Origin of the sequence: Nostoc cycadae WK-1 (genome assembly GCF_002897135.1) — a bacterium.
In the GTDB taxonomy this organism is placed as follows: Bacteria; Cyanobacteriota; Cyanobacteriia; order Cyanobacteriales; family Nostocaceae; genus Nostoc_B.
The window spans coordinates 412,440-425,261 of record NZ_DF978421.1; the positions used below are offsets into that span (position 1 = coordinate 412,440).

Here is a 12,822-nt window from a genome sequence, read left to right on the forward strand (position 1 = left end):
ATTTCCATCAATCAAATGACAAAGCTTTTATTTCTACCGACATACTTAAATCTCTCTCTATATTGAAGATTTTTATATAAATAGTGAATTACTCTTCTTGAAGAGATACAAACCTCAAGGATTTTTCCTATGTCTAAAGATGTATTTGAGTTATCAGCACCGCCAGTTAATTCTATTGTTGGTCATCTCCAGCAACTGGGGCAAGATCCGTTAGGATTTCTCAGCCGTTGTCGTGATTATGGTGATATTGTGCCTTTGCAGTTGGGGTTAACATCTGCTTGTTTAGTCACTAACCCCGACTACATAGAAGAAGTTCTCAAAAATCGCACTGATTTTATTAAAAGTCGAGGCTTACGTAGTTTAAAAACTCTCTTAGGAGAAGGTTTATTAACAGCAGAAGGCGAATCTTGGTTTTGGCAGCGTCGCCTTGCTCAACCAGTATTTCATCAAAAGCGAATTAATGCCTATAGCCAAATCATGGTGGATTACACCAACCAAATGTTGCAACGTTGGGGCGATGGGGAAACTCATGATATTCATGCAGATATGATGCGGTTGACTTTAGAAATTGTCATGAAGTGCATATTTAGCGCTGAGGTGGATGGAGGCGAAGCCAAGGTAGTTGCTCATGCACTGGATGTAGCAATGAACTGGTTTGAAAGTAAGCGCAAGCAAAATTTTCTGGTGTGGGAGTGGTTCCCTAGACCAGAAAACATCAGTTATCGTCAGGCTATTGCTCAAATGAATGAAGCTATCTACAAACTGATTCAACAACGTCGCAATAGCAAAGAAAAAAATAATGATTTGTTGACGATGTTAATGGAAGCGAAAGACGAACAAACAGGTCAGCAGATGGATGATAAATTGCTGCGGGATGAAGTCGCTACCTTAATGTTGGCAGGTCATGAAACTACTGCCAATACTTTATCTTGGACGTGGATGCTTTTATCACAAAATCCCGAAGTGCGGGAGAAATTACAATCCGAACTTTGTCAAGTCCTGCAAGGAAAGTTACCAACTCTAGAAGACCTAGGAAAGTTGGTGTATACACAGCGAGTAATCAAAGAATCAATGCGCTTATATCCTCCCGTATCTCTGATGGGACGAGAAGCCGCAGTAGATACACAAATTGGCGATTACGAAATTCCCCAAGGTACATCAATCATGATTAGCCAATGGGTAATGCATCGTCATCCCAAATATTTTGAGAACCCCGAAGTTTTTCAGCCAGAACGCTGGACAGAAGAGTTAGAAAAACAACTACCTAAAGGAGTATATATTCCTTTTGGTGATGGGCCAAGAATTTGCATAGGTAAAGGTTTCGCTCAGATGGAAGCGGCTTTATTACTAGCGACGATTGCTCAAAGCTTCCAAATAGATTTAGTGCCAGGATATCCAATTGTACCGCAGCCTTCAATTACGTTACGTCCAGAAAATGGGCTGAAAGTGGAAATCAAGCGAATCCAGTTGAACGCTGCTGAAGATGAGAAAAAACCAGTATCTGGTGCAAACATTGTCTAGTACAGGCAAAAACATTTTTGCCTATTTCCTCTGGACATAAGTAATTTAGCATGGCTCAACTACAACGAATTGCGATCGCACTTTCTCAATTTCAACAAGACCAAATTTTACTTACACCCCAACAAATACATTATCTCGGACGTGTCTTGCGTTTGCGTGAGGACGATCGCTTTATTGCGATGGATGGTATGGGTAAATGGTGGTTGGCGCAGCTAACAGGGGAACAAGCTCAGGTTTTAGAAACACTTTCCGTAGAGACAGAATTACCTGTATCAATTACCTTGATAATAGCCTTACCCAAAGGCAATGGCTTTGATGAAGTTGTCCGCATCTGTACGGAAATTGGTGTAACTTGTATTGCTCCGGTGATGAGCGATCGCACTCTCCTTCATCCTAGTCCCCAAAAACTCGAACGTTGGCGACGCATCGCCGCGGAAGCCGCTGAACAATCGGAACGAGCGTTTGTCCCGACAATTTTAGAACCAGTGGCTTTTATGTCAAGGGTCAATAGTCAAGAGTCAATAGTCAAGAGTAAGTATATCTGTGAGGCGCGTGGTAATTATCCTCACTTACTTAATTGCTTACCCAAGAACGGAAAAAGGACAAATGACCAAGAACTAATTATTGCTACAGGCCCCGAAGGTGGATGGACGGAACCAGAAATTGAAAATGCGATCGCATCTGGCTTTCAAGCCGTATCCCTCGGTCGTCGTGTCCTCCGCGCTGTTACTGCACCTATTGTGGCTTTATCCATAGTTACCGCAGCTTATGAAGTATAAATGATATATCTCGCGTCAATCCAAGCAAACGCGGGGATGCAGGGAAATAAACTATGATTGAGCGTGTTGCGATCGCTTTTGACCGTAAAGATTATCACACAGCTGCGAAATTACTCCAACAACTGTTAAAAGAATCACCTGATAATCCTTGGGTGCAATTTTATCTTGGCAGACTTTACGAAGTATCTCATAAACGACAGGATGCCGAGAAAATTTATCGCCAGTTGTTGCGGAGTACCACCAATACCAAAATCGTTACCCAAACACGTCAAGGTTTACAACGTCTCCAAGAAGTTGAACAAGAAGAAAGACAACGTGCTATTGCTAAAGCTACAGCCGAGCCTAACAGTAGTGAACCAGGAGTACTCGTACTAGAACCTTTGAATCAGGAGCAAAAGTCTACAGTTATCGCTAAATTTGCTCAAATTATGCAGCTAGACGCTTATACAGCGAGGCTCGTTATACCCAGTCGGAGTTGGAAAGTCTATCGCTCTGGACAAGTGGGAGTGTTGAAATTTTATGGTGAACAGCTAAAAGCAGCGGGAATTCCTTGTTTTTGGACAACAATCGCCGCAGTTCAACAAATACAAGTTTATCAAGTCGAATATTTTTCGGAATCTGCTCAACAAGCTACTGTTGCTTGTCGCAACCAAACTAATCAACTTGGTTCTTTAACTTTTAATTGGTCAGAAGTACAAGCTAGAGTAGTTGGACTATTACCGATTTTTGAGGAAGTTGTCGATATTGATGCGCGTCACAAGTTAGAACGGAAAACTCAAACTCAAGACTATGCTCAGTTTTGTGACTTACACATACCTGGGCGGCGCTGCATTCTGCGATTGTCTGATCATAGTTATGATTTCCAACAAGGTGTAGAAATTGCTGCCCAACCTAGTCAAAATACTATCAGAATTAACTGGAATCAAGTACTCAAATGGTTAGAGCAGCATTTACCACAAGTGAAGCTTTGGTCAGATTTCACACCTTTTGCGGAGACGATTTTAGATCAAACAGAAATGTTAAACAATATCACACCCCATATACATCTGTTTCGCCGAGAACCGACAAATTGGGATGCTGCTTTTCAGTTGTACAGCGGATTAGTATTTCATAAATGCTCGGCGATCGCTCACAATGAAAATTGAATCACTAAGCTTGGTTAGGAGTTTTAACTTGACTGGCCATGTCTAAGAAAGAACTCATATTAGCGCCTGGACGGCGGCGACCATTGGTAGCAGTAGGCGTTAAATATTTGGGTGCAAATGTTGTTTCGGTTGGTTCTTTCTTCACAGCTACCGCCGCGGGAGCCTTTGCTGGTTCAGCTGGTGCAGCTTTGCCATTTTTAGATGCTTCTACTTTGGCTGCTTTTGGAGCAGCGGCGGGTTTTTTCGCTGGCTCAGGCGCTTTTGCTGTAGCTTTTGTACCATTAGAGGTTGTTGCTGGTGCAGCTTTAGGTGCTGGTGCGGCTTTAGGTGCTGGTGCTGGAGTTACTTCTGCACCACTCTCATCTAATTGTAAGTAGTAGCCCCCATTTTTTTTCTTTTTGCCACCTAACAACCCTGTGAAGAAGCCTAAAATCCCAGCAATTAAATTTTTGATAAAACCGAACATTAGAATTTCTCCTGCCTTCTATAATTCTGTAAATCTGACCGTAATGTTAAAAATTGCAGCTTAATGCTACATTTTTTTGCGCTGTACTATTACTTTGACTAGCTTTATAGTTTAGTGTTTGAGCAACACTGGAGTAAGACTACAGAGCAAATGTCTTTGATTTTTTAGGCACTTGCCGCCCGTATATATCAAGACTCATTATTAAATTTTACTGTAACTATAAGCAAGATTATGAAAGTTAGCTTAATAAAAATTAACATTTCAGCTTGAGTAAATATATAAATAACTGTGAAGCAAATATCAGATCAAACCAGTGATGTGAGTGTCATAGCTCATTCACAGATAGCAAGATAACTCAGCTAGATTTTTGACAGACTCATGCAAGTGAATCAGGCAATGAACAAAATTAATCAAACGCACAACCCAGTCTTATTAATACACGGTATTGGGGATACAGAAGCAGTATTCCGCAAAATGCAAAATTATTTACAAGATAAGGGTTGGTCTGTGTATGCTCTAAATTTAGTACCTAATAACGGTGATGTGGGTCTGGATGTGTTAGCGCAGCAAGTAGCTGATTATATTAATGTGACCTTTGAACCAGAACAAAAACTAGATATAGTTGGTTTCAGTATGGGCGGAATTGTCAGTCGTTATTATGTCCAACGACTGCAAGGAATTGAGCGCGTACAGCGGTTTATCACCATTTCATCCCCTCATTATGGAACTGTAATGGCTTATGGTTCTTGGCGGCCAGGTTGTGAACAAATGCGTCCTCACAGTAACTTCCTCAAGGATTTAAACTCTGACGCTGTAATGCTCAAGCAATTGAACTTTACCTCAATTTGGACACCTTATGATTTGATGATTGTGCCAGCAAAAAGTTCGCAAATGCCCATAGGTACAGAAGTAATTATCCCCGCAGCATCGCACCCTTGGATGTTAACCGACTCTAGGAGTTTAGCCGCAGTCGCCACAGCCTTAGCCGAACCAATGCGGAATATTAACCGGAATGACGCACAAAGATTGTCGATGGAGACTGGGCTTAGGGGTGAAAGAGTGTAAGGAGTTTTTGGATACTTACACTCCTACATCCTTACCCAAAACTTGATTTTGCGTTTTTATATGTAAGTGCTAATTTTAAGAGCGATCGCCAATTTGGGTATACTCATAACTACCAAATATTGCCTCTGGATAGCGGTAATATTTAAACTCCAGCAAATTATAAAAAGGATCTTCTAAAAAGAAAGTACGATGCTCTAAAGGAGAACCAACAAAGCGATCCTTCGCTTCTTCCCGAAACAAAAGTTGGTGCAGTTGTGCTTTATTTAACAAGTTTTCCCAGTCACTTTCCTGAGTAAAAATTAACCCAAAGTGTCTGGGGTATATAGTACGTTGTCTAGTTAAAATTTCTTTGGTAGTGTGTGCTACTAGTTGGTGTCCATAAAGATTGAGAATCAGCGCGTGAGGGTTTTCCCTCCCAGGAATACAGCCCAAACCATCGACATAATAAGCTTTTGTCTGTTGGATATCACTAACCGGAAAAGCCAGATGGAATATAGGTTGACTCATAACTAATGTTTACTAGATTTGTACTATATGTATAGCCAAGGTAAGCTAAAACACGTCTAAATTACAGAATCATCCGTAAAGGTCGTCCTTGATTATTAGTCATTGGTCATTTGTATTGACAAGAGACAAATGATTAATGAAAGTCTCTAATGCTTTAACTCTGTAACTTGTAACCTGCTATATCTACAATTTATGCGCTAAAAACTTGTTTGTGGTTAAGTGCAACACAGTTTTATATTGCTGTCACTTATATGCTGATAGCGATATTTACAGCAGCTTCTAAGGTTATGAGCTACATAACTAAAAATTAACAACAGAAATTATGCTTCTGACTCCTGACTTGTTCTAGCTAAAAAATTTGTTCTTTGTCTTGCCTGTTTTTTCTCTCACCACTAGTAAAAGTAAGAGAATCTATGCACTTTTAAAATTAAAGAATGAGAGGTAACATCTAAGGTCGAAAATTGGTTATTCTGTTGATATGCTGCCAATGACAACATTACTTGTGATTCACTGCTAATGTTACCTTTAATTGACTCTGCGAATCCCTGGTTAGTGGGAGTAGGATTAAACGCCATTTTATTGGGTTTAGTCTGGATTGCTCCGAAAAAGCTGCTCACCCCAGCGGGGTTATTCCACGCCTGGATACTGGGTGTACTAGTTTGGGGAACTGTAGGTTGGCAAGGATATCTAGTAGTGGCGTTTTATTTCCTGGTGGGTTCAGGAGTGACGCGCATTGGTATGGCAGAGAAAGAAGCGCAAGGTATAGCCGAAAAACGTTCTGGTGCAAGAGGCCCGGAAAATGTTTGGGGTTCAGCATTAACCGCAGCATTATGCGCTTTGGGTGTAGGAATCATCAATTCGGGATTTATAGTAGCTAATTCCCAGTCTCTAGTTCCCCATCCTGTGTCCCTGCTATTGTTGGGCTATGTAGCGAGTTTTAGCACCAAGCTATCTGACACATCAGCCAGCGAAGTTGGGAAAGCCTATGGTAAAAGTACATTTTTAATTACCACACTGCAACCAGTACCACGAGGTACAGAAGGCGCAGTTAGTTTAGAAGGAACATTAGCTGGTGTGGTAGCATCGATCGCGATCGCCTGCGTTGGTTGGACGGTAGGATTGATCGACTCATTGGGGATTTTGTGGTGTATCTTAGCGGCTTTTATTGCGACCAATTTAGAAAGTGTCATTGGAGCCACACTGCAAACTAAATATACTTGGCTGACGAATGAATTAGTCAATATTTTAAATACGTTAATTGGTGCGATCGCCGCCATCCTCTTTGCTTGGTTGTGGACAATTGCGATCGGCTAGTTAACTAGTGGAATTTAAACATATTTTTAGGTAACACATTAACAGTGTAGTTGCCATAATTTCCTATGCTGACTCCTGACACAGTTCAGGTAGCCGTCAATTATGAAATTTTAGCTGTTTTTCTTGAGTTAATTCATGGAATCTTTATCATTTCTGTCAATAAATGATCATCCACTCTCAATCACACAGGCAGTAAAATATCTGCAAGCTTCTGGCAAATTATCACAGTTTATTGGCGATATTCTCCGTCAGTATGTGATTGAGCAAGAAATCCAAACTAGAGATGATTTAGATATCAACCCAGCTTTAACAGAACAAGCAGTTATTGACTTTCGGTTAAAAAATCAACTAACTCAACCACAAACTTTTCAAGAATGGTTACAAACAAATGGTACAGATTATGAAACATTTCATTCATCAATTACCTTGGGTTTTAAATTAGAAAAACTCAAAACAGTAGTCACTCAAACCAGCATTCCTGAGTACTTTATTGAAAGAAAAATTTTTTTAGATCGGGTTGTTATCTCTCGCATTATTGTTGAAAGCCAAGAACTTTGTGAAGAACTTAGAACCCAAATCGAAGAAGGAGGCAGTTTTGAACAACTAGCCAGAGAATATTCCCTCACAGAAGATCGCATCATGAACGGCATGATGGGAGCAATCAGCCGTGGCACAATGCCAGACACATTACGGGCGGCAATTGATGTTGCCAGTTCTGGGCAATTAGTAGGGCCAGTAGAACTAGAAGGACGTTATGGTTTGTTTCGCGTAGAACAATTTCTGCCAGCGTCTTTAGAAGATACTCAACTACAACAAGCATTACAAAATGAGTTATTTGAAAAATGGCTAGCAGAGAAAATTCAAAAGCTAACAGTGAAATTACAAATGGGTTAACACCCCTGGATAATGAATCTTTAGAAATCAACGCTATAGCAGAAATACCGTGGAATCAAGGGCCATTATGCTGGCTAAGTAGCGAACAACAAGCAAGATTGCGTCATCAGGTAATTATCCATCGCTACCAACTAGGAGAAAAAATCTGGTCAACGCAAAAACGCGGCTACCAATACTATATAGTCTCAGGGAAAGTTAGACTGAGACAAGAACAAGATAGTCTTGCCCTTGCAGCCTTGCAAACTGGCGACTGGTTCGGCGACCTTTACACAATAGCAGTAGATTGCAAAGCCGTAGCCGCCAGTAAAGAAGTCATTGTCGCCTGTTGGGACAGCGCCCTGTGGAAAGAATTTAGCACTCCCGAAATTGCACAATTCTTCTCCGGTTCCACCGCAGAACCAGCACAAATTAATACTCAATCTCAACCCAGCCCAGAACCACAACAGCCTCTACCAGCCGCCACCGTTAGTCCTCCAGAAACTCAGCAGCCAACTCTACAAGAATTACTCAACCGCACTCCAGACACATCAAATTATCCTTTCATTGCCCACAGCAACACCGCCGCCGCCTGCCTAACAATGGTGGCGCAACAACTAGACAACCCCGTGCAACTCGAATGGGTACAACGACAACTGCGGGGACAAAACTCTAAACAAATTGTTGAAGCTGCGGAAAAACTTGGACTAGTATTGCGGCGACTCCAAGTTAGTTGGGACGAATTACCCAAACTTTCATTTCCGGCACTGATGTTATGGCAAAGCGAAACTCAACCCCAACCCAGTTGGGTAGTTGTTTATGCCGTTAAAGGTTCACGTTTAATTATTGCCAACCCCCTAAATTTAGGACAAATATGTGAGACTCTACCACAATCAATTGTCGAAGCTGCCTGGGATGGACAACTTTGGCAAGTAGAACTGATTAACAAACAAGAAAAATTTAACCTCAGTTGGTTTATTCCGGCTGTTTGGAAATATAAGGGATTATTAGGGGAAGTTCTGCTGGCATCCTTTACACTACAACTATTTGGCTTAGGTACGCCCCTCATTACCCAGGTCGTGATCGATAAGGTAATGGTGCAGGAAAGTTTGCCTACCCTGGATGTAATGGCGATCGCCTTATTATTAATTGCTTGCTTTGAGGCGATACTTGGCACTTTGCGCCTATTTATCTTTACCCATACTGCTCGACGCTTAGATTTAAGTTTATCGGCACAGCTATTCCGCCATCTTATGCGCTTGCCTTTAGCTTATTTTGAATCTCGGCGAGTGGGTGATACTGTCGCCCGTGTTCAAGAACTGGAACAAATCAGGCAATTTCTCACAGGTACAGCTTTAACTGTCATCCTGGACAGCATCTTTGCCGTTGTCTATCTGGCATTGATGTTTTACTACAACATCCCTTTAACTTTTGTGGCCTTGGCGGTGTTGCCGTTGTTTGCCATTTTAACGATTTTTGCCACACCAATTTTACGCAACTGGCTGAACGAAACCTTTAACCGCAGTGCCGACAGTCAATCATTTTTGGTAGAAACAATTACAGGCATTCATTCTGTAAAAGCCCATGCAGCTGAACCCGTAGCGCGGGAACGTTGGGAAGGTTTATTTGCTCGATTTATCCGCACTGGTTTCAAAGCCTCAACTACATCTAATATCAGCAGTAATATTGGTGACTTTCTCACCAATTTTTCTACCTTACTGATTCTCTGGGTGGGTGCAAAGTTGGTAATTGGTCAACAACTTACCATTGGTCAGTTAGTTGCTTTTCAGATGTTGTCTGGACGAGTGACAGAACCACTATTACGTTTGGTACAACTCTGGCAAAATCTGCAACAAGTATTACTATCAGTCGATAGAATTGGTGATATTCTCAACACTGCCCCAGAAGCGGAACTAGGTACAGGATTAGTCTTACCAAGATTAAAAGGGCAAGTGAATTTTGAACAGGTATTTTTCCGTTACCAAGCCCATACTGAACCTGTGTTACGAGGGATTACTTTTGATGTGCAACCAGGACAGTTTGTTGGGATAGTCGGACGTAGTGGCTCAGGTAAAAGTACACTGTCAAAGTTGTTGCAACGGTTGTATCAAATTGAATCGGGACGCATCTTAATTGATGGTTTTGATATTAAGAGTGCAGATTTAGCATCACTGCGGCAACAAATTGGGGTGGTGTTACAAGAGGACTTTTTGTTTAATGGTTCAATTTTAGAAAATATTACTTTGGGCAATCCCAATATTACGGCTGAACAGGTAGTAGAAGCCGCGAGATTGGCTGTAGCCCATGATTTTATCAGTCAATTGCCCTTCGGTTACGAGACAAATGTCGGTGAGCGAGGTACGGCTTTGTCTGGAGGACAGCGACAACGAATTGCTTTGGCACGGTTGTTTTTGTCTGATGCTCCGATTTTAATTTTGGATGAGGCGACGAGTGCTTTGGATAGCGAAACTGAACAGCAGGTACTACAAAATCTGCAACGAGTTTCGGCAAATCGCACAGTATTTCTGATTGCTCACCGCTTTGCACCACTCAAGCGGGCTGATTTAATTGTAGTGATGGAGAAGGGCGTAATTGCTGAACGCGGTACTCACACTCAACTTTTACAGCAGAAAGGTTTGTATTGGTCTCTTTATCAGCGTCAACAGGCTAATGTTTAGTTTTGGGAATAAAGGCTAGAGGATAGTGCTATAACTACCAACCTTGTTCTGCTTGTTGAAAAACATAAGCAGCTACAGCCAAAATTTCGTCAGAAGTTAATTTATTTTTGAAGGGGGGCATGGCATTTTTACCATTCTGCACTTGATGAATAATTGCCTGAATGGAGTCAGTGTTATAATCTGCCAAGTATTTTGATAATGCTTCTTTGGCTAAAGTTTTTTCGGCAACCAGAATGTTACCGCCGCCTATGTGACAGGAAGAACAATTGGCGCTGAAGATTTTGGCACCGTTGGATGTTTCGGCAGCTAGTGCTGGATAAGTAAATGTTAATTTGAAGAGGGCGATCGCTAGAAATAACATTAACAAAAATATTCTCAAGTGATTCTCCAGGCTCCAGCGACTAAATAAATATAGTTCTAATCTATACTTGGACTGCTATAGCAGAAGGCAGCAGGCAGCTATGCTGGAGGAAAAATCTGATTATTCCTGGCATTCAAGCTTTCAAATTGTCCTAACATATCTGACTACAGCTATACATTTTATCAGTTTTACATTTCAATAAAATTAGCGGTGACGAGTTAATCTCTGACATCGCTATGCGCTGTTGAGCATTCTTAGCGGAAATAAGACTCGTCACCGCCATTGTTAGATTTTTTGTATTTGCCAGACTCTGGCATTTGTCAGTTTGTGAATTGTACTGAAGAGCCTAGAAAATATCTAGGTCAACAGTGCTACTTCTATTCAACGGTGATTTTACCAACCATACCAGCACCACGGTGGGGTTCACAGTAGAAGGTGTATTCACCCGCAGGTGCATCGGCTGGGAAAGTGGTTGTGTCTTTTTGACCAGGACTCATCAACAACTGTTTATGAGACAGAGATTTAGCTAAATCTGCACTCTTAGCAGGGTTGAGAGCTGCATCAAAGACAATGTTATGGGGAGGAACTTTGTTGTTGATCCATTCAATTGTATCGCCGGGTTTGATGGAAAGCTTTTTGGGTTCAAATACTAGCAACCCTTTATCGCTACCCAGCTTGATTTGGTGGGTTTCAGCAGCAGCTGAAGGTGTAAAAACAGCAAAGCTGCTCACCACCAAAAGAATTGTCAAAACAGCCAAGCTCAAGCGTCGCAGGCTTGCCGTAATCATTTTCATGACTTTCTCCTAACAGAAGGTTTTATTTTCCCTATTTCATTTTAAATAAAATCAACGCCAAAGTTTGACAATATGTCGTAGATCCATTTTTTTTTATTAATTGGGTTATAAATTAATATTCAGCAACTTGGCAATAAGCAATAATTCATCAACTAAGTAAGTCGGTGGAAAAAAGCAAACTACCTTAAGAAAGGTTAATAAAACTAAAACCCTCTTCCCTCCTGCCTTTTCCCAACTACAAATATTTACGTTGCTCTACTTACATTGCACCCAAAAATTTATGGCTCAACTTACAGGAAGTTGGGTATGACATCTTCACTTGCCCAAAAATATAGGGATTAGGGGCTGGGAATCTTAGATTTGAGATTTTAGATTGCAGACCAATCCAAAATTTTTTCTCAAACCTCAATTCCTAGCATCTAATCCCTCAAAGTTCAGCAATTAGTACTGAAGTTTAGTAATAAATTTTGCCACCGCCCCACTTGGTACCGACAACTTTAGGTTGTAGGAGGATGTGACCAGCGATCGCTACTAAATCATCTTCGGTCAGATTACGCATTTCTGTGAAAATATCTGCACTCTTGAGGCTGGGGTGTAATTCAGAGATTTCCTCTTCCCCATCATAAGTAGTAGGATTTTTCATGTAATCTACCAAACCTTCAATGTTGTTCCGGTTGGGTGTAGCCAGTGATAGCGCTTCTGGTTCAAGTCCTACGTTTTGGTTGGTTTTGGTAACACCACCAACATGACATTGAGCGCAAGCGTACTGAAATAAGCGTTTGCCTTCTTTAACTTGTTTGAGGCTAAGAACGACTGTATCACCCTGTTTATTTAATGGCACTGTTCTGATCGCTTCGTCTAGTTCCACAGCTGTAGCATTACCAACCATCAACTGAAATGTCAGTAAAACAGTAACCACAACAACGCCAATTAATCTTCTAAACATTGTTTCCCCTTAAAAATTTTGACGCTCAACACAGCTAAATAATGCGATGCTCAATCTCCATATCGCTAACAGCGGTTCTATGTTATTAAAAATTCGCTCCAGTCCGAAATCGCCCACCAAGTGACTCTGGTATCACTCACCGAGTCGCTAGTACCTTGGTGGTAAATTTCTGACGATGTTTGCGCCATAATTGCTTTTGCATTTTCCAACGCCCAATGAGCCTTTTGGCATTTATAGGCAATTCCCAATTGCTTATACAGAGAAAACACCTTTGCTACAGTCTTACTGTAGTTTATTGCTATCTCTGCGATCGGTAGATCTGCAAAACCCATAATGTTTGTTAACAGACAAATAGAGATTAAGTCGCTGTAATACC

General features: G+C 41.2%; 13 protein-coding genes. 7 read left to right on the forward strand and 6 right to left on the reverse strand.

The genetic code is table 11. The features are described from left to right. Window positions 1-129 precede the first annotated feature (129 nt). Genes NCWK1_RS01660 through NCWK1_RS01670 form a run of 3 tightly spaced genes read left to right on the forward strand, consistent with a single transcriptional unit; the run spans window position 130 to window position 3,445 of the window. On the forward strand, window positions 130-1,521 hold the full coding sequence (locus tag NCWK1_RS01660) for a cytochrome P450 (RefSeq protein WP_103123481.1): 1,392 nt from the start codon (window positions 130-132) through the stop codon (window positions 1,519-1,521). Between the two features lie 50 nt (window positions 1,522-1,571). Beyond that, window positions 1,572-2,300 carry a 16S rRNA (uracil(1498)-N(3))-methyltransferase gene (locus NCWK1_RS01665; RefSeq protein ID WP_103123482.1) on the forward strand — a complete coding sequence of 243 codons (729 nt, stop codon included), beginning with the start codon at window positions 1,572-1,574 and terminating at the stop codon, window positions 2,298-2,300. Window positions 2,301-2,353: 53 nt separating this feature from the next. Then, on the forward strand, window positions 2,354-3,445 hold the full coding sequence (locus NCWK1_RS01670; protein ID WP_103123483.1) for a tetratricopeptide repeat protein: 1,092 nt from the start codon (window positions 2,354-2,356) through the stop codon (window positions 3,443-3,445). A 4-nt stretch (window positions 3,446-3,449) separates the two neighbouring features. On the opposite strand, the gene NCWK1_RS01675 is transcribed toward NCWK1_RS01670, so the two are convergent. Continuing rightward, on the reverse strand, window positions 3,450-3,911 hold the full coding sequence (locus NCWK1_RS01675; protein WP_103123484.1) for a hypothetical protein: 462 nt from the start codon (window positions 3,909-3,911) through the stop codon (window positions 3,450-3,452). 396 nt (window positions 3,912-4,307) lie between these two features. Between NCWK1_RS01675 and NCWK1_RS01680 the strand changes: the two genes are divergently transcribed. Continuing rightward, window positions 4,308-4,976 carry an esterase/lipase family protein gene (locus NCWK1_RS01680; RefSeq protein WP_103123557.1) on the forward strand — a complete coding sequence of 223 codons (669 nt, stop codon included), beginning with the start codon at window positions 4,308-4,310 and terminating at the stop codon, window positions 4,974-4,976. Between the two features lie 75 nt (window positions 4,977-5,051). Here the strand turns inward: NCWK1_RS01680 and NCWK1_RS01685 are convergent, their stop codons facing one another. Next, window positions 5,052-5,483, reverse strand: coding sequence for a VOC family protein (locus NCWK1_RS01685; RefSeq protein ID WP_096581927.1), 432 nt, complete (start codon window positions 5,481-5,483; stop codon window positions 5,052-5,054). 516 nt (window positions 5,484-5,999) lie between these two features. Here NCWK1_RS01685 and NCWK1_RS01690 point away from each other — a divergent pair. The 3 genes from NCWK1_RS01690 to NCWK1_RS01700 all read left to right on the forward strand — a co-directional run bounded on the left by NCWK1_RS01690 (window position 6,000) and on the right by NCWK1_RS01700 (window position 10,345). Then, window positions 6,000-6,797, forward strand: a complete 798-nt coding sequence (locus NCWK1_RS01690; RefSeq protein WP_096581925.1) for a TIGR00297 family protein — start codon at window positions 6,000-6,002, stop codon at window positions 6,795-6,797. Window positions 6,798-6,932: 135 nt separating this feature from the next. Further along, complete coding sequence (locus tag NCWK1_RS01695; RefSeq protein ID WP_096581923.1) at window positions 6,933-7,691, forward strand: peptidylprolyl isomerase; 759 nt, start codon at window positions 6,933-6,935, stop codon at window positions 7,689-7,691. Then, entirely contained in the window at window positions 7,640-10,345 is a 2,706-nt protein-coding gene (locus tag NCWK1_RS01700; RefSeq protein WP_103123485.1) for a peptidase domain-containing ABC transporter, read from the forward strand. The genes NCWK1_RS01695 and NCWK1_RS01700 overlap by 52 nt, the downstream gene beginning before the upstream one ends. Before the next feature lie 34 nt (window positions 10,346-10,379). Here NCWK1_RS01700 and petJ read toward each other — a convergent pair whose 3' ends face one another. The 4 genes from petJ to NCWK1_RS01720 form a co-directional block, all read right to left on the reverse strand. Further along, on the reverse strand, window positions 10,380-10,706 hold the full coding sequence (petJ, locus tag NCWK1_RS01705; protein ID WP_245894803.1) for a cytochrome c6 PetJ: 327 nt from the start codon (window positions 10,704-10,706) through the stop codon (window positions 10,380-10,382). 377 nt (window positions 10,707-11,083) lie between these two features. Continuing rightward, window positions 11,084-11,500 carry a plastocyanin gene (gene petE / locus NCWK1_RS01710; RefSeq protein WP_103123486.1) on the reverse strand — a complete coding sequence of 139 codons (417 nt, stop codon included), beginning with the start codon at window positions 11,498-11,500 and terminating at the stop codon, window positions 11,084-11,086. A gap of 454 nt (window positions 11,501-11,954) precedes the next feature. Beyond that, the gene (psbV, locus tag NCWK1_RS01715) at window positions 11,955-12,446 is read right to left on the reverse strand and encodes a photosystem II cytochrome c-550 (RefSeq protein WP_096581914.1); all 492 of its coding nucleotides are present in this window, start codon (window positions 12,444-12,446) and stop codon (window positions 11,955-11,957) included. Between the two features lie 77 nt (window positions 12,447-12,523). Further along, complete coding sequence (locus NCWK1_RS01720) at window positions 12,524-12,778, reverse strand: hypothetical protein (protein WP_096581912.1); 255 nt, start codon at window positions 12,776-12,778, stop codon at window positions 12,524-12,526. Window positions 12,779-12,822: the final 44 nt, after the last annotated feature.

Coding starts and splice junctions, on each gene's coding strand:
- NCWK1_RS01680 (WP_103123557.1), top strand. CDS start 4,308: ATGAACAAAATTAATCAAACGCACAACCCAGTCTTATTAATACACGGT.
- NCWK1_RS01690 (WP_096581925.1), top strand. CDS start 6,000: ATGTTACCTTTAATTGACTCTGCGAATCCCTGGTTAGTGGGAGTAGGA.
- NCWK1_RS01695 (WP_096581923.1), top strand. CDS start 6,933: ATGGAATCTTTATCATTTCTGTCAATAAATGATCATCCACTCTCAATC.
- NCWK1_RS01685 (WP_096581927.1), bottom strand. CDS start 5,483: ATGAGTCAACCTATATTCCATCTGGCTTTTCCGGTTAGTGATATCCAA.
- NCWK1_RS01665 (WP_103123482.1), top strand. CDS start 1,572: ATGGCTCAACTACAACGAATTGCGATCGCACTTTCTCAATTTCAACAA.
- NCWK1_RS01670 (WP_103123483.1), top strand. CDS start 2,354: ATGATTGAGCGTGTTGCGATCGCTTTTGACCGTAAAGATTATCACACA.
- psbV (WP_096581914.1), bottom strand. CDS start 12,446: ATGTTTAGAAGATTAATTGGCGTTGTTGTGGTTACTGTTTTACTGACA.
- petJ (WP_245894803.1), bottom strand. CDS start 10,706: ATGTTATTTCTAGCGATCGCCCTCTTCAAATTAACATTTACTTATCCA.
- NCWK1_RS01660 (WP_103123481.1), top strand. CDS start 130: ATGTCTAAAGATGTATTTGAGTTATCAGCACCGCCAGTTAATTCTATT.
- NCWK1_RS01700 (WP_103123485.1), top strand. CDS start 7,640: ATGGCTAGCAGAGAAAATTCAAAAGCTAACAGTGAAATTACAAATGGG.
- NCWK1_RS01675 (WP_103123484.1), bottom strand. CDS start 3,911: ATGTTCGGTTTTATCAAAAATTTAATTGCTGGGATTTTAGGCTTCTTC.
- petE (WP_103123486.1), bottom strand. CDS start 11,500: ATGAAAATGATTACGGCAAGCCTGCGACGCTTGAGCTTGGCTGTTTTG.
- NCWK1_RS01720 (WP_096581912.1), bottom strand. CDS start 12,778: ATGGGTTTTGCAGATCTACCGATCGCAGAGATAGCAATAAACTACAGT.